The sequence below is a fragment of the Streptomyces sp. NPDC107517 genome (assembly GCF_055582645.1).
This window is the reverse complement of record NZ_JBVJPM010000001.1, coordinates 78,669-94,028: the sequence shown is the minus strand read 5'-3', so window position 1 is coordinate 94,028 and position 15,360 is coordinate 78,669. Positions and strand designations below refer to the sequence as shown.

The following is a 15,360-nucleotide window of genomic DNA, read 5'->3' as shown; positions in this document are numbered from 1 at the left end:
GTCCTTACGCGTACGGGCTGTCGGCGCCCGCGGCCGCGGGCTTGGGGGCACGGGAGGGGCAGCAGCCCACCGGGCAGAGGTTGTGGCTCGCGCCGAGAGCGCCCAGGGCGCAGGGCGTGACGGCCCGGCCGCTCTCGGCGGCGGACCGTTCGAGGACGAGGTCGCGGACCGCGGCGGCGAAGCGGGGGTCCGCGCCGACCGTGGCGGAGCGGCGCACCGGGAGGCCGAGCTCGGCGGCCTTGGCCGTGGCCTCGGTGTCGAGGTCGTAGAGGACTTCCATGTGGTCGGAGACGAAGCCGATGGGCACCATCACGACGGCCGGCACGCCGGCGCCGTGCCGCTCCTCGAGGTGGTCGCAGATGTCGGGCTCCAGCCACGGGATGTGGGGGGCGCCGGAACGCGACTGGTAGACGAGCTGCCAGGGGTGCTCGATGCCGGTCTCCTCGCGGACCGCGCCGGCGATCACGCGCGCGACGTCCAGGTGCTCCCGCACGTAGGCGCCGCCGTCGCCGTGGTCACCGACGGGCCCGGAGACGTCGGCCGCCGCGGTCGGGATGGAGTGCGTCGTGAACGCGATGTGGGCGCCGTCCCGTACGTCGTCGGGGAGGTCGGCGAGCGACTTCAGGACACCGTCGATCATGGGACGCACGAAGCCGGGGTGGTTGAAATAGTGCCGCAGCTTGTCGACGCGGGGCACCTCGAGCCCCTCCGCTTCGAGGGCCGCGAGCGAGTCCGCGAGGTTCTCGCGGTACTGGCGGCAGCCCGAATACGACGCGTACGCGCTGGTCGCGAGGACGAGGATGCGCTCGTGGCCGTCGGTGACCATCTCGCGGAGGGTGTCCGTCAGATACGGCGCCCAGTTCCGGTTGCCCCAGTAGACGGGCAGGTCGAGGCCGTGGTCCGCGAAGTCCTTGCGGAGCGCGTCCAGGAGGGCGCGGTTCTGCTCGTTGATGGGGCTGACCCCGCCGAACAGGAAGTAGTGCTGCCCCACCTCCTTGAGCCGCTCCTTGGGGATTCCCCGGCCGCGCGTCACGTTCTCCAGGAACGGGACCACGTCGTCCGGGCCTTCGGGGCCTCCGAACGAGAGCAGCAGCAGGGCGTCGTAGCCGTCGAAGGGCGTGGGATCGAGCGCATCGGACATGTCTTTGATCCTGCCATCCGTCACTGACAGGCGGAAAACGGGCATGCCCGCAAGCCCTGGGACCCGTAAGCTGTCTTGGCCACCTACGCGCCTTACCGGAGTCGACTTGCCCAGCCCCTACCGCGCCATATTCGCCCTGCCCGGCACCAAGAGTTTCTCGGTCGCCGGGTTCCTTGGCCGGATGCCCCTGTCGATGATGGGCATCGGGATCGTCACGATGGTCTCCCAGCTGACCGGCCGATACGGGCTCGCGGGTGCCCTGTCCGCCACTGTGGCGCTCTCGGCGGCGGCCATCGGCCCGCAGATCTCACGCCTCGTCGACCGGCACGGACAGCGCCGTGTGCTGCGGCCCGCCGCCCTGGTCTCGCTGGTCGCGGCCGCCGCTCTGCTGCTGTGCGCGAAGTTCGAGGCACCGGACTGGACGCTGTTCGTCTCCAGCGCCCTGATCGGCTGTGTGCCGAGCGTCGGCTCGATGGTCCGGGCGCGCTGGGCGGCCCTCTACCGGGACACCCCTCAGCTGCACACCGCGTACTCCTTCGAGTCCGTCATCGACGAGGTGTGCTTCATCTTCGGGCCGATCATCTCGATCGGTCTGTCGACGGCATGGTTCCCGGAGTCGGGGCCCCTGCTCGCGGGCTGCTTCCTCGCCGCCGGGGTGTTCTGGCTGACCGCTCAGCGCGCGACCGAGCCCGTGCCGCACCCGCACGAACAGCACTCTGGGGGGTCCGCCCTGAGGTCGCGCGGTCTTCAGGTCCTGGTGGCCACGTTCGTCGCGACGGGCACGATCTTCGGTGCGGTGGACGTGGTGACCGTCGCGTTCGCCGAGGACGAGGGACACAAGGCGGCGGCCAGTCTCGTGCTGGCGGTGTATGCGGCGGGTTCCTGCGCCGCCGGAGCGGTCTTCGGGCTGCTGCACTTCAAGGGGGCGCCCGCGCGCAGGTGGCTGGTCGGTGTCTGCACGACCGCCGTGAGTATGATCCCCCTCCTACTGGTCGGGAACCTTCCGTTTCTGGCCGTGTCGCTTTTTGTCGCGGGTCTGTCCATCGCACCGACGATGATCACGACGATGGCCCTCGTCGAGCAGCACGTACCACGCGCGAAACTGACCGAGGGCATGACCTGGGTGAGCACCGGACTCGCGGTCGGTGTCGCGCTCGGCTCCTCCGCGGCCGGCTGGGTGATCGACGCCGCCGGCGCGAAGGCCGGGTACGGGGTTCCGGCCGTGGCCGGCGCCGTCGCGGTGGCGGTCGGGTTCCTGGGGTACCGCCGGCTGAAGCAGCCGGTGCCGCAGCGGGGAGGAACCAATGAGCACGGGGAACTCGGGCAGCGACACGACGAACGCCCGGCAGACCAGGACACGGAACGCACCGTGGCGTAACTGGGCGGGGAACGTCACCGCGCGGCCGGTCCGCGAGGTGACGCCCGCGTCGGTGGAGGAGCTGTCGGCGGCCGTCCGCGCGGCGGCCGATGACGGCCTCAAGGTGAAGGCCGTCGGTACGGGGCACTCGTTCACCGCGGCGGCGGCCACCGACGGTGTATTGATACGCCCGCAACTGTTGACCGGCATCCGCAACATCGACCGCGACGCCGGCACCGTCACGGTGGAGGCCGGCACCCCGCTCAAGAGACTCAACCTCGCTCTGGCTCGCGAGGGCCTGTCGCTCACGAACATGGGCGACATCATGGAGCAGACCGTCTCGGGTGCCACCAGCACGGGCACGCACGGCACGGGCCGCGAATCGGCGTCCATATCCGCGCAGATCAAGGGCCTCGAACTGGTCACCGCCGACGGCACGGTCCTCACCTGCTCGGAGAAGGGGCCCGCAGAGGAACGCGCGGTCTTCGCGGCCGCACGGATCGGACTCGGCGCCCTCGGCATCATCACGGCGATCACGTTCGCCGTGGAGCCGATCTTCCTGCTCACCGCACGCGAGGAGCCGATGACCTTCGACAGGGTCGCGAGCGACTTCGACGCGCTGTACGCGGAGAACGAGCACTTCGAGTTCTACTGGTTCCCGCACACGGGCAACTGCAACACCAAGCGCAACAACCGCAGCGCCGGCCCGGAAGCCCCTGTCAGCAGGTTCAGCAGCTTCCTCGAGGACGAGCTCCTGTCGAACGGCCTCTTCCAGGCGGTCAATTCACTCGGCCGCGCGGTCCCCTCGACGATCCCGTCGATCGCCAAGATCTCCAGCCGCGCGCTCTCCGCCCGCACCTACACGGACGTCCCTTACAAGGTCTTCACGTCGCCGCGCCGCGTCCGCTTCGTGGAGATGGAGTACGCCGTCCCGCGGGCGGCCCTCGTCGAGACGCTGCGCGAGCTGAAGACCATGGTCGAGCGCTCGAACCTGCGCATCAGCTTCCCGGTCGAGGTCCGCACGGCCCCCGCGGACGACATCACGCTCTCCACGGCGTCCGGCCGGGACAGCGCGTACATCGCCGTCCACATGTACAAAGGCACCCCGTACCAGGCCTACTTCACGGCGGCCGAGCGCATCTTCACCGCGCACGAGGGCCGACCGCACTGGGGAAAGGTGCACACACGCGACGCGGGCTACTTCTCGACGGCCTATCCGCGCTTCGGCGAGTTCACGCAGCTGCGCGACCGTCTCGACCCGGACCGCCTGTTCGCCAACGACTATCTGCGCCGCGTCATCGGCGACTGACCGCGCTCACTCCGCGGGCGTCCCGGTCTGCTGCTCCGGCACGTCGGCTCCGTCGCTGCTCTGCGAGGCACTCGGAGTGGGCGTCGGGGTCGGAGTGGGCGTGGACTTGTCCCCGCCGGTCCCGGAACCGCTGCCCGAGCCGTCGTCGTGACCGGTGTGGGAGTCCTCGCTCGCGCTGGGCGTGGGCGTGGGCTCCTCGGTGTCACCCTTGTTCGCCCCGCCACCGTCCTGCGGGGTGCCGCTCTGCGTCCCGGAGCTGCTGCTGTCCGTCGGCTCCTGCGAGGTGCTCGGCACGGGGGTGTGGTCGTTGCGGGACGGCTGGCCGCCTCCGCCGGTGAAGGCCTCACGGAGCGTGGTCCGCTGCCCGTCACCGCTGAAACTCTGCCCCGAGGCGAGCTCGTACGTCGTGATGCCGGCCATGGTCACTCCGAAGACCACGGCAGCGGCGACGAGAGGCCGCTTCCAGCTCCGCACACGCGCGCGATGCGTGGTCCCTGCGGTGAACTCGTCGCCCAAGTCACCCGGCGGAGGCGGCAGTTCCGGCCCACCGACCCCGGCCCCTCCCCTGTCCGCCGGAGCGGCACGCAGCACGCGCGTGGCGTCGTCCACGACACCGGGACCGGTTCCGACCCTCAGCAACTGGGTCTTCTCCGCGGCGGCACCACCGGCCGTCACAAGCTGCGTCCGATCCGGATCGCCGACATCCACCCTCAGGAGCCGCGTCCGATCCGGATCGCCTGCATCCGCCCTCAGGAGCTGGGTGCGCTCGTCGGCGTCCAGCGCGGGGAGGACAGTCGTCACATCGGCACCCCGTGCCGATGTGCCACCCATCCCCCACGACGTGGTCCTCGGCAGCACGTCCGTCCGCATCGCCGCCGTGGCCGCGGGCGGCGTCACGGAGGCGGGGGCCATGTCGGACCGGAAGGTCTCCGGCACCGGACGCCCGTCGTCCGTCACAGGGACCGGCCGGGCCTTCGGCATCGCCTGGCCCGCGGCGTCACGAATCTGCTCGCCCGTGCGCCGGAAGAAGTGCTGGAAGAGCGAGCCACCGCAAGTGGCCAGCGCGCTCACCACGCCCGCGCCCACGATCGTCCCGTACACACCGAGCCCGGCGGCCAGCTTGGCCGCCACCACGGCGGCCACGGCGCTGCCCGCCACCTGGGGCACACTCAGGTCGAGCCGCTTCCCCTTGGGCTTTTCTTGTGCATCCTGGGAGGTTTCCGGCTTCTCGCCCATCTCCGACCCTTGCCTGCCTTTCTCGACTTACTTCACGAGAAAGGGACGCATGAACGATAGTGATTAGTTCCGTTTCTGGGGATTCCGTGAAGCACGCCACGTCCATGAACCCCGAACGAGGGACCCCCCGCACCCAACTCCCGTCCCCCATGAGAACTTCGATGGCGTGCCGGTCCACCCGAGTGGCCCGAATGGAGTACCGTTGCGAGCCCTGGGTCCGGTCTCCCGTCAGGGTGCCCGGGGCCTTCCAGGACCGCCGGGAGGGGGTTCGTTGCACAGGGTGACGAGCTCGGTCACTTAGCGTTGCGAATAGGTAACCGTGCCATAACGGCGATCCAGGGCCCATGCCCGACACGCCGGGCAACTCGGCAAGGTTGTGGCAGGCTGCACCCGGGCAGGCCACACTCGACTAGCGGAAGCAGCGACGCACGTGACGTCGGCAGGCACCACCCGGGAGGTCCCCATGCCCGAACTGCGTGTCGTGGCCGTCTCTAACGACGGCACACGGCTGGTGCTGAAGGCTGCGGACAGCACGGAGTACACGCTTCCGATCGATGAGCGCCTCCGGGCCGCCGTGCGCGGCGACCGTCCGCGCCTCGGCCAGATCGAGATCGAGGTGGAGAGCCATCTCCGCCCCCGCGACATTCAGGCGCGTATACGTGCCGGTGCCTCCGCCGAGGAGGTGGCCCAGCTCGCCGGCATCCCCGTCGACCGCGTCCGCCGCTTCGAGGGCCCTGTCCTCGCGGAGCGCGCCTTCATGGCCGAGCGGGCCAGGAAGACCCCCGTACGCCGTCCCGGCGAGAACGCGGGCCCCCAGCTCGGCGAGGCGGTGCAGGAGCGTCTGCTGCTGCGCGGCGCCGACAAGGAGACCGTCCAGTGGGACTCGTGGCGCCGCGACGACGGCACCTGGGAGGTCCTGCTCGTCTATCTGGTCGCGGGTGAGCCGCACTCGGCGAGCTGGACGTACGACCCGCCCCGGCGGCTCGTCCAGGCCGTCGACGACGAGGCGCGCTCGCTCATCGGCGAGACCGACGACATCGCCGCGCCGGAACCCAGCTTTCCGTTCGTGCCGCGCATCGCGAGGCTGCCCCGCGACCGCCCGCTCGACCGGGCCCTCGACCGGCAGTTGGAGCGCCCCACGCTGCCGGCCCCCGCACCGGAGATCACCGAGGAGAACCCGGCGACCGTCTCCGCCGCCGAGCGTGACTCGCTGACCAGCCTCCTGGAAGCCGTACCCAGCTACCGCGGCGACATCGTGGTCCCCGAGCGCCCCACCGTGCCCGCGCCCGAGCCCGTCACGGACGAGCCGGAGCCCGCCGAGGCGGAGGAGCCCCCGGCGCCCGCCGCGTCCGCGGGAGCGGGTTCCGCCTACGCGGACGTCCTCATGCCGCGCAGCGTCGCGGGGCACCGGGACCGACTCACCGGCACCACCGACCGTCAGGCCGAGGCCGACGGGGTCCGTCCCGGACGGCGCGCGGCCGTGCCGAGCTGGGACGAGATCGTCTTCGGCACGCGCCGCAAGAAGCAGGACTAGTCGCAAGACGGTACGCAGAAGAGGCCCGCGCCCATCGGCGCGGGCCTCTCGCGTACGTACCCGCCGAAGCCCTACTGAGGCTCGGGGCCGGTCGCCACGGGGCGTGCCGCGTCCGAGGACCACTCGGACCACGAACCGACGTACAGCGCCGCGTCGATGCCCGCCACCGCGAGGGCGAGCACCTCGTGGGCGCCCGAGACGCCGGAGCCGCAGTACACGCCGACCTCGCCCGAATCCCCGGACGCGCCAAGGGACTTGAAGCGGTGGGCGAGCACGTCGGCCGGCAGGAAACGGCCGTCCTGGGCCACGTTCTCCGACGTCGGAGCGGACACCGCGCCCGGGATGTGACCGCCGACGCGGTCGATCGGCTCCACGTCGCCCCGGTAGCGCTCGGCGGCGCGGGCGTCGAGCAGGATCCCCGAGCGCGCCAGCGCGGCCGCGCCGTCGGCGTCCAGGAGCGCCACTGCGCCCGGCGCGGGCTCGAACGTGCCCGGCACGGGCGACGGCACCGCGGTCTCCAGCGGGCCCTCCCACGCACCGAGGCCGCCGTCGAGAACTCGCACGGACGGGTGGCCCGTCCAGCGCAGCATCCACCAGGTGCGCGCCGCGGCCCAGCCCTGCCCGCCGTCGTACACGACCACGTCCCGATCGGCCGACACGCCGGCCCGCCGCATCACGGCGCCGAAGGACGCCACATCCGGGAGGGGGTGCCGACCGGCCGCTCCGGCCGGTCCCGCGAGGTCGGCGTCGAGGTCTACGTAGACCGCGCCGGGGATGTGTCCGTCCTCGTATGCGGCCCGTCCGTCGAAGGCCGGGGCGCCCGTCGCCTTGGCCACGCTCAGCTGCCAGCGGATGTCGAGGATGACCGGCGGGGCCGCGCCCGTCGACTCGCTCGCGAGTTCGGTTGCGGAGATGATGGCATTCATGGGGGCCATCCTTGCTCATGCTCTGGCCCGAGCGCCGTCGGTCGGCTAGCGTGCACGATCGACTACCGAGCGTTGACGTACCGGACATCGCGAGGCCGTGGCGCGGCAGTGGATGCGGACATCTCACCGGGCATCCTCGTGCGATCCGGCCGTGGCGGCGCGGCCGATGGGCATCGCGCGGCACGGAGTGCCACCATCGGCTCGGGCGCGTCGCGACACGTGATTTTGTTCCGAGGAGAGAGTAACGATGACCGAGGCAGCAGCCAGGCGCGCGCCGGGCACCCCGTGCTGGGTGAGTCTCATGGTGCACGGCATGGCGGCGACCCAGGAGTTCTACGCGGCGTTGTTCGGCTGGGAGTTCCGGCCGGGACCACAGCAGCTCGGCCCCTACGTGCGGGCCCTGCTCGACGGTCACGAGGTGGCCGGGATCGGGCAGATGCCGCCCGACCGCCATCTGCCCGTCGCCTGGACCCCGTACCTCGCCTCGGACGACGTGGACGCCACGGCCGAGAGCATCCGCCACTGCGGCGGCACCGTCGGAGTCGGCCCGCTCGACGCCGGGGAGGCGGGCCGGATGGCCATCGCGTCGGACCCGGCGGGCGCCGTGTTCGGCATCTGGCAGGCGTCGGCACATCTGGGGATGGCGCTCACCGGGGTGCCGGGGGCGCCGGCGTGGAACGAGCTGGTGACCCAGGAGACGGCGAGCGTCGCCAAGTTCTACGAGGTGACCTTCGGCTACGAGGAAGAGGCCGTCGTCTCCGCCGACTTCGACTATCTGACGCTGCGCCTCGCCGGCAGTCCGGTGGCATCGGTGCACGGCGTGGGCCAGGCGCTCCCCCGTGACCGGGGCGCGCACTGGATGACGTACTTCGAGGTGGCGGACGTCGACGAGTCGGTGTCCCTGGTCGAGGAGCTCGGCGGCCACGTCCTGAAGCCCGCGCGCGACGGCTCCCAGGGCCGCCTGGCGACGGTCGCGGACCCGGAGGGCGCGGTGTTCACCCTCGTACGGTCGGCGCCGCGCGAGGAGGACTAGGGCCTCCTGACGGGCGCCTGCGACAGCTCAGGCCGAGGCGACCGGCAGGACTTCGGGAGACAGGGCGGCCGCGCGTGCCGTGGCGCTCGTCATCCGCTTGCGGTGGTGGCGTCGGCACAGGACCTCGTAGCCGACCTCGTCGTCGCTCCGGTCGACGTCGCCGACGACGACCTGGGCGCCCTCGACGACCATCCGGCCGCCGACCGTGCGGGCGTTGTGCGTGGCGCGGGCGCCGCACCAGCACAGCGCCTCGACCTGGAGGACCTCGACGCGGTCGGCGAGTTCGACCAGGCGCTGGGAGCCGGGGAACAGCTTGGACCGGAAGTCGGTCGTGATGCCGAAGGCGTAGACATCGAGCCCGAGGTCGTCGACGACGCGGGCGAGCTGGTCGATCTGGTCGGGCGCGAGGAACTGCGCCTCGTCCGCGATGACATAGTCCACGCGGCCGCCCTGGGACAACTGGTCGACCACGTACGCGTACACGTCGAGCTCGTCGGCGACCTCGACGGCGTCGGTGACGAGGCCGAGGCGCGAGGAGAGCTTGCCCTCGCCCGCCCGGTCGTCGCGCGTGAGGATCATGCCCTTGAGGCCGCGTGCCGAGCGGTTGTGCTCTATCTGGAGAGCCAGGGTGCTCTTTCCGCAGTCCATGGTTCCGGAGAAGAACACGAGCTCGGGCATGGGGAGTTGGGGGCCTTTCCGCGGTGGTGGGGGACGATCAGGAGCGTACTTCGAGCAGCGGTACGAGCTGCTCGGCGGGGGTCATCGAGCCGTGGTTGCCGACCATGGCCGACTCCTTGGGCTCCCGCTCGGAGGCGATGATCACCACGTCGTCGTGGGCGGCCGCGATGACGTCGCCCAGGCGCGCGTAGACCCGCTCGTCGATGTGCGGGCCGAACCAGCCGGCCTCGATCGCCTCGTCCCGGCTCGCGATCCAGAACTGCTCGCCGAGCACCTCGCGCCAGACGGTCAGGACGTCCGCCTCGGCGCCCGGCACCGCGTAGACGTGGCGGGCGCGGCCCTCGCCGCCGAGGAGGGCGACGCCTGCGCGCAGCTCCCAGTCCTCGTCGAAGTCGATGCGGGACTGCTCGTCGAACGGGATGTCGATCATGCCGTGGTCGGCCGTGATGTAGAGGGCGCTGCGCGGCGGGAGCTGCTCGGCGAGGCGCTGGGCGAGGCGGTCGACGTACATGAGCTGGCCGCGCCACGGGTCGGAGTCGACGCCGAAGCGGTGGCCCTTGCCGTCGACCTCGCTGTAGTACGTGTACACCAACGACCGGTCGCCCGCCGCCAGTTGCTCGGCCGCCAGGTCCATGCGGTCCTCGCCGGACAGTCGCCCGCGGAAGGTGCCGCCGCTGAGGGCGATCTTCGTGAGGGGGGTCGACTCGAACGCGGGGGCGGAGACCTGCGCGGTGTGCACTCCGGCGTCGTGGGCGCGCTGGAAGATCGTCGGGTACGGCTGCCAGACGTGCGGCTGGGTCCAGGGGATCCAGCGGAGCTGGTTCATCAGCTCGCCGGTGTCCGGGTTGCGGACCGTGTAGCCGGGCAGGCCGTGCGCGCCGGGCGGCAGGCCCGTGCCGACGGAGGCGAGCGAGGTCGCGGTGGTCGCCGGGTAGCCCGCGGTGATCGGGCGGCCCGTGCCGCCGCGCGAGGACTCGAGGAGCGAGGTCAGGAACGGCGCCTCGTCGGGGTGGGCCTCGAGCTGCTGCCAGCCGAGCCCGTCGATCAGGAACACGCACGCGCGGTCGGTGGGCGCGAGCTCGGGTATCGCCGGAGCGCAGTCGGGGACGCCCAGGTGGGAGCCGAGGGTGGGCAGCAGGTCGGCGAGGGAGCCGGCGCCGTACTCGGGCACGGGGGCGGACCGGACGGCGAGGGGTTCCACGTCGTCCCAGCTGGGCATGGCCATCAGCGCGCGGTCGCCGCGGTGGCCTCGGACAGGGACTGGGCGAAGGCGAGGGTCTGCCGGACGGTGTCGGGGCCGTCCCCGGTCTCGCTGACGCGCAGGCTCAGGTCGTCGGCCGTCGAGCTGCCCGTGTACCCGTGGTCCGCCTCGCAATTGGGGTCGCCGCAGGCCGCGGGCTCCAGGTCGATGCGGGCGACGGCGCCCCAGCCGATGGTCAGGACGACCTCGCGGGGCAGGGTGCCCGGAACGTACTTCTCCGGGTTGGCGACGACGCGGCTGAGCACGACCGACGAGATCCGGTCGAGCTTCACGGACTCGGTGGACGTCGTGGCGTACGGCGTCGGCGACGTGTTGTCGGCGGCCTGCTCGTCGGTGTGGCTGACGATGAAGCGGGTGCCGGTGAGGACGAGCACGGTGACGTGCCTGCGGACCTCGTTCGAGTCGAAGGTGGTCTCCTGGTGGACCAGGTACGACCCGATGGGTTCGCCGCCGACCGCGGCCTCCACCGCCTCGGCCACGAGGGCCGGGTAGTAGCCGCTGCGCTCGATCGCCGCTCGAAGCCCTTGGGTCGTCGTACTGGTCTTGGCCATGAGACCCATCCTAAAGCCCGGCGAGGGGCTCGCGGTGCGCCTGTGGACAGGAGCGGAAAACACCCGTATGTGGGGCTCGTCTCACCGGTCCGCTCAGTACGCGGGCAGGGTGCGCGGGCCGAGGTCGTCGCGGACCGGCGGCGGGGCGAGCCGTATCGAGGCGCCGAGGACCGACAGGCCGCTCTGGGCGACGACCACGGGCTCCAGGGAGACGGCGACGACCTCGGGGTGGTCGTCCACGAGCCGCGAGACCCGTTGCAGCACCTCTTCGAGCGCGGCCGTGTCGACGGGCGCGGAGCCGCGCCAGCCGAAGAGCAGGGGCGCGGTCTTGATGCCCCTGACGATCGACTGGGCGTCCCGGTCGGTGACCGGAATCAACCGGTGCGCGGTGTCGCCGAGCAGCTCGGAGGCGGCGCCCGCGAGCCCGAAGGAGAGCACCGCGCCTGCGGCCGGATCGATGACCGCGCGGACGACGGTGTCGACACCGCGAGGGGCCATGGCCTGGACGACGGGCCGCAGCTCCTCGGGCTTGCCGAGCGAGGCGGACAGCTCTTCGTAGGCGCGGCGCAGCTCCTCCTCGTTCGGCAGGTCGAGACGTACTCCTCCGAGGTCGGCGCGGTGACGCAGGTGCGGGGCGGTCGTCTTGAGGGCGACGGGGTAGCCGAGGGTGCGCGCGGCGGCGGCCGCCTCGTCGGGTCCGGGTGCGGGCAGGGTCTGCCGTACGTCGATGCCGTAGCGGGCGAGGAGGGTGCGGGCGTCCTGCGGGGCGAGCTCGGTGCCGCGCGGGTCCTCGTCCTTCGCGAGGAGCGCGGTGATGAGCTCGGCGGCGCCCGTCTCGTCGATGTCCTCGTACTCGGGGACCTTGCCGGGCTCCGCCGCGTCGCGCCGCCACTGGGCGTACTTGACGGCTTCGGAGAGGGCGCGGACGGCGCGCTCGGCGGCGGGGTAGGCGGGGATGAGCGCGGGCGTGGGCGCGGGCTCGTCCGCGGGCGGGCGTCCGGCCGGGGGGCCGCCGGGGGTCCTGGCGAGCGCGCGGGGGCCGGTGCTGGAGGCCGCGGAGAGCGCCTCGGCGAGTCCGCCGAGCTCGACGTGCACGACCAGGACCGGCTTGGTGGGGGTGCCGGCGGCGGCCGAGCTGAGTGCCTCGGCGAGCGCCGCGTCCTCGGCGGTCGACTCCCCCACCGCGGGCATGGCCGTGACGACGACCGCGTCGCACTTGTCGTCCGCGAGCGCCTCGGTGAGCGCCGCGTGGAAGTCCTCGGCGGACGCCGCGGTCGTCAGGTCCCGCGGCGGCTTCGGCCGCAGGCCCTCGGCGAGGCAGACGTCGTACGTGAGGAGGCCGAGCGACTCCGAGTTCCCGAGGATCGCCACGCGGGGGCCCTGCGGGAGAGGCTGGCGGGCCAGCAGGAGGCCGGTGTCGACGAGTTCGGTGATGGTCTCCACGCGGATGACACCCGCCTGGCGCAGCAGAGCGGAGACGGTGGCGTAGGGCAGGCGCGTGGCGCGGACGGCGTGGCCGAGGGGCGCGATGCCGCTGTGCCGGGCGCCCTGCACCACGACGAGGGGCTTCGCGGCGGCCGTGCGGCGGGCGAGGCGGGTGAACTTGCGCGGGTTGCCGATGGTTTCGAGGTACATCAGGGCGACGTCCGTGTCCGGGTCGTCGTACCAGTACTGGAGTACGTCGTTCCCCGACACGTCCGCGCGGTTGCCGGCGGAGACGAACGTGGACACACCCGTCACTCCGGTCACGCCGCCGCCGCGCCGCTGGAGGCGGGCGAGCAGCGCGATGCCGATGGCTCCGGACTGGGCGAACAGCCCCATCCGGCCCGCGCGCGGCATCTCGGGCGCGAGCGACGCGTTGAGCCGCACCTCGGGCGAGGTGTTGATGACGCCGAAGGCGTTCGGCCCGATCAGGCGCATGCCGTACGAGCGGGCCTGGCGCACCAGTTCGCGCTGGCGGGCGCGGCCCTCGCTGCCGGACTCGGCGTATCCGGCGGAGACCACGACGATCCCCTGCACACCGCGCTCGCCGCATTCGGCGACGACTTCGGGGACCTGCTCCGCGGGGACCGCGACGACGGCGAGGTCGACGGGCTCGGCGGCGTCGATGTCGTGGACGGAGCGGTGGGCGGGGACGCCGTCCAGGTCGCGCAGATCGTCGGGGAACTCCCTGTTCACGGCGTGGAGGCGACCGGTGAAGCCGGCGTCGCGGAGGTTGTCGAGGACGCTGCGGCCGACTCCGCCGGGCGTGCGGCCCACCCCGACGACGGCGACGGAGCCGGGGGCGAGGAGCCGGTGCACCGAGCGGGCCTCGGCGCGCTGCTCGCGGGCGCGCTGCACGGCGAGCGAGGCCTCGGTGGGTTCGAGGTCGAACTCCAGGCGGACGACGCCGTCCTCGAAGTGGCGCTTCTGGGTGTATCCGGCGTCCGTGAACACCTTGATCATCTTGGTGTTGGCGGGCAGCACCTCGGCGGCGAAGCGGCGGATCCCGCGCTCGCGGGCGACGGCGGCGATGTGCTCCAGGAGAGCGGAGGCGACGCCCCGGCCCTGGTGGGCGTCCTGCACGAGGAAGGCGACCTCGGCCTCGTCGGCGGGGGCAGAGGCGGGCATTCCCTGGGCGTTGATGCGGTCGTAGCGGACGGTCGCGATGAACTCGCCGCCCACCGTGGCCGCGAGGCCCACCCGGTCCACGTAGTCGTGATGGGTGAAGCGGTGGACGTCCTTGGCGGACAAGCGCGGGTACGGCGCGAAGAAGCGGTAGTACTTCGACTCGTCGGAAACCTGCTCGTAGTAGCTCGTGAGCCGCTCGGCGTCGTCGATGGTGATGGGCCTGATGCGCGCGGTGCCGCCGTCGCGCAGCACCACGTCTGCTTCCCAGTGGGCGGGGTATGCGTGCCGGTCCGACGGGGTCTGCATGGGGCCAGCGTACGGCGCGGCGGTGACGGTCGTACGGGTCGCGGCGCGAGCGGGCCGAAGGCACGCTATGAGGGCCGACGGGCGTGTGCGGGCGATACGTAGGACCCACATCGGGCACGTCCACCGATGTGGGAGACTGGTCTAGACAACCGTGAGAATCCTGAAGGGCAGCATCACATGGCTGAGCGCCGCGTCAACGTCGGCTGGGCCGAGGGCCTCCACGCCCGCCCCGCCTCCATCTTCGTCCGCGCGGCCACGGCGGCCGGTGTCCCCGTGACGATCGCCAAGATCGACGGCACCCCCGTCAACGCCGCCTCCATGCTCGCGGTGCTCGGCCTCGGCGCCGGCGGCGGCGAGGAGATCGTCCTGGCCTCCGACGTCGAGGGTGCGGACATCGCGCTCGACCGTCTGGCCAAGCTGGTCGCCGAGGGGCTCGAGGAGCTTCCCGAGACCGTCTAGCACGGGCCCCGGTACCGGGTCTCTCGATGTCTCGGGCGCCATCTCCTGCTCACGGAAGATCGCGCCGAATAAAGGGTCTGTTCGGATTTTCCGAGCAGACCCTTTTGCTTTCTGCGGCCCTGTTCCCAGAATTCTGGGCAGCGGAAATAGAGCCCTTGGAAATGAGCCGCCCTCTTTGTATACGGCGCCTCGGTTAATGCTGAAGACCCACTGTGTTGACGGGATGTTGCGAAGTCCTCACACGGCCACCCGGACGGGGGGCGCGCAAGCGGTGAGCGGCCGCGGCGCGCTCCGTGTGCTGCGCCGTGAGCGCCCGCGCGCGCTCCACGTCACCGCGCGCCACGGCGTCAACGATCGCCCCGTGCTCGGCCCAGGAGTCGGCGGGCCGCGCGGGCTGCTCCACGGTGTACATCCACGCGATCTTGTGGCGGAGCTGCGTGAGCATCGTGGTCAGCCCCGGGCTGCCGGACGCCTGCGCCAGCGTCTCGTGGAACCAGCCGCCCAGCGAGCGCAGATCCTCGCTCTGACCTCGCCTGGAGCGCTCCTGGCCGAGCCTGACCAGGCCCCGCAGGACCTTCAGGTGCGCCTCGGTGCGGCGCTGCGCGGCGCGGGCCGCCGCAAGCGGTTCGAGGAGCATGCGGATCTCCAGCTGGTCCGCCGCCTCCTGCGCGGAGGGTTCGGCGACGCAGGCACCCGCGTGCCTGCGGGTGACGACGAAGCCCTCGGCCTCCAGGGTGCGCAACGCCTCGCGCACGGGGACGCGCGAGACGCCGTAGCGGCGGGCGAGCACCTCCTCGGTGAGTCTGCCGCCGCGCTCGTAGACACCGGAGACGATGTCGTCGCGGATCGCCGTGCATACCGAGTGCGCCGGAATGCGCATGCCCCGACCTCCGCCTTAATCCCCGCGAAACGCGGTCGATAGTCACCCGTACAGCGCGATGGACGTCTGTTCAGCTCGC

General features: G+C 72.0%; 13 protein-coding genes. 5 read left to right on the top strand and 8 right to left on the bottom strand.

Annotated elements, in window-relative coordinates:
* Nucleotides 1-4: 4 nt before the first annotated feature.
* Complete coding sequence (locus tag ACZ67T_RS00380; RefSeq protein WP_469980624.1) at nt 5-1,141, bottom strand: ferrochelatase; 1,137 nt, start codon at nt 1,139-1,141, stop codon at nt 5-7.
* A gap of 106 nt (nt 1,142-1,247) precedes the next feature.
* Between ACZ67T_RS00380 and ACZ67T_RS00375 the strand changes: the two genes are divergently transcribed.
* Nucleotides 1,248-2,519, top strand: coding sequence for an MFS transporter (locus ACZ67T_RS00375; protein ID WP_469980623.1), 1,272 nt, complete (start codon nt 1,248-1,250; stop codon nt 2,517-2,519).
* A complete protein-coding gene (locus ACZ67T_RS00370) occupies nt 2,446-3,807 on the top strand; it encodes a D-arabinono-1,4-lactone oxidase (protein WP_469980621.1) in 1,362 nt (453 codons plus the stop codon). The genes ACZ67T_RS00375 and ACZ67T_RS00370 overlap by 74 nt, the downstream gene beginning before the upstream one ends.
* A gap of 6 nt (nt 3,808-3,813) precedes the next feature.
* Here the strand turns inward: ACZ67T_RS00370 and ACZ67T_RS00365 are convergent, their stop codons facing one another.
* Nucleotides 3,814-5,043, bottom strand: coding sequence for a hypothetical protein (locus ACZ67T_RS00365; protein ID WP_469980620.1), 1,230 nt, complete (start codon nt 5,041-5,043; stop codon nt 3,814-3,816).
* A gap of 463 nt (nt 5,044-5,506) precedes the next feature.
* On the opposite strand from ACZ67T_RS00365, the gene sepH reads away from it, so the two are divergent.
* Nucleotides 5,507-6,577, top strand: a complete 1,071-nt coding sequence (gene sepH / locus ACZ67T_RS00360) for a septation protein SepH (protein WP_469980618.1) — start codon at nt 5,507-5,509, stop codon at nt 6,575-6,577.
* Nucleotides 6,578-6,648: 71 nt separating this feature from the next.
* Here sepH and ACZ67T_RS00355 read toward each other — a convergent pair whose 3' ends face one another.
* On the bottom strand, nt 6,649-7,503 hold the full coding sequence (locus ACZ67T_RS00355) for a sulfurtransferase (protein WP_469980616.1): 855 nt from the start codon (nt 7,501-7,503) through the stop codon (nt 6,649-6,651).
* Nucleotides 7,504-7,750: 247 nt separating this feature from the next.
* Here ACZ67T_RS00355 and ACZ67T_RS00350 point away from each other — a divergent pair, with 247 nt between their 5' ends.
* A complete protein-coding gene (locus ACZ67T_RS00350; protein ID WP_469980615.1) occupies nt 7,751-8,536 on the top strand; it encodes a VOC family protein in 786 nt (261 codons plus the stop codon).
* A 27-nt stretch (nt 8,537-8,563) separates the two neighbouring features.
* Here the strand turns inward: ACZ67T_RS00350 and ACZ67T_RS00345 are convergent, their stop codons facing one another.
* The 4 genes from ACZ67T_RS00345 to ACZ67T_RS00330 form a co-directional block, all read right to left on the bottom strand.
* On the bottom strand, nt 8,564-9,214 hold the full coding sequence (locus ACZ67T_RS00345; RefSeq protein WP_469980614.1) for a thymidine kinase: 651 nt from the start codon (nt 9,212-9,214) through the stop codon (nt 8,564-8,566).
* A 37-nt stretch (nt 9,215-9,251) separates the two neighbouring features.
* Entirely contained in the window at nt 9,252-10,439 is a 1,188-nt protein-coding gene (locus ACZ67T_RS00340; RefSeq protein ID WP_469980612.1) for an alkaline phosphatase family protein, read from the bottom strand.
* The gene (locus ACZ67T_RS00335) at nt 10,439-11,026 is read right to left on the bottom strand and encodes a DUF5998 family protein (RefSeq protein ID WP_453777525.1); all 588 of its coding nucleotides are present in this window, start codon (nt 11,024-11,026) and stop codon (nt 10,439-10,441) included. The genes ACZ67T_RS00340 and ACZ67T_RS00335 overlap by 1 nt, the downstream gene beginning before the upstream one ends.
* Nucleotides 11,027-11,119: 93 nt before the next feature.
* A complete protein-coding gene (locus ACZ67T_RS00330; RefSeq protein ID WP_469980611.1) occupies nt 11,120-13,942 on the bottom strand; it encodes a bifunctional acetate--CoA ligase family protein/GNAT family N-acetyltransferase in 2,823 nt (940 codons plus the stop codon).
* A 177-nt stretch (nt 13,943-14,119) separates the two neighbouring features.
* Between ACZ67T_RS00330 and ACZ67T_RS00325 the strand changes: the two genes are divergently transcribed.
* Complete coding sequence (locus ACZ67T_RS00325; protein WP_453777523.1) at nt 14,120-14,401, top strand: HPr family phosphocarrier protein; 282 nt, start codon at nt 14,120-14,122, stop codon at nt 14,399-14,401.
* 193 nt (nt 14,402-14,594) lie between these two features.
* Here ACZ67T_RS00325 and ACZ67T_RS00320 read toward each other — a convergent pair whose 3' ends face one another.
* Entirely contained in the window at nt 14,595-15,281 is a 687-nt protein-coding gene (locus ACZ67T_RS00320; protein WP_469980609.1) for a GntR family transcriptional regulator, read from the bottom strand.
* Between the last annotated feature and the right edge of the window lie 79 nt (nt 15,282-15,360).

Bases quoted from the DNA above. Each gene is read 5' to 3' on its own strand.
- ACZ67T_RS00380 (WP_469980624.1), bottom strand. From the start codon at position 1,141: ATGTCCGATGCGCTCGATCCCACGCCCTTCGACGGCTACGACGCCCTG.
- ACZ67T_RS00370 (WP_469980621.1), top strand. From the start codon at position 2,446: ATGAGCACGGGGAACTCGGGCAGCGACACGACGAACGCCCGGCAGACC.
- ACZ67T_RS00365 (WP_469980620.1), bottom strand. From the start codon at position 5,043: ATGGGCGAGAAGCCGGAAACCTCCCAGGATGCACAAGAAAAGCCCAAG.
- sepH (WP_469980618.1), top strand. From the start codon at position 5,507: ATGCCCGAACTGCGTGTCGTGGCCGTCTCTAACGACGGCACACGGCTG.
- ACZ67T_RS00355 (WP_469980616.1), bottom strand. From the start codon at position 7,503: ATGAATGCCATCATCTCCGCAACCGAACTCGCGAGCGAGTCGACGGGC.
- ACZ67T_RS00350 (WP_469980615.1), top strand. From the start codon at position 7,751: ATGACCGAGGCAGCAGCCAGGCGCGCGCCGGGCACCCCGTGCTGGGTG.
- ACZ67T_RS00345 (WP_469980614.1), bottom strand. From the start codon at position 9,214: ATGCCCGAGCTCGTGTTCTTCTCCGGAACCATGGACTGCGGAAAGAGC.
- ACZ67T_RS00340 (WP_469980612.1), bottom strand. From the start codon at position 10,439: ATGGCCATGCCCAGCTGGGACGACGTGGAACCCCTCGCCGTCCGGTCC.
- ACZ67T_RS00335 (WP_453777525.1), bottom strand. From the start codon at position 11,026: ATGGCCAAGACCAGTACGACGACCCAAGGGCTTCGAGCGGCGATCGAG.
- ACZ67T_RS00330 (WP_469980611.1), bottom strand. From the start codon at position 13,942: ATGCAGACCCCGTCGGACCGGCACGCATACCCCGCCCACTGGGAAGCA.
- ACZ67T_RS00325 (WP_453777523.1), top strand. From the start codon at position 14,120: ATGGCTGAGCGCCGCGTCAACGTCGGCTGGGCCGAGGGCCTCCACGCC.
- ACZ67T_RS00320 (WP_469980609.1), bottom strand. From the start codon at position 15,281: ATGCGCATTCCGGCGCACTCGGTATGCACGGCGATCCGCGACGACATC.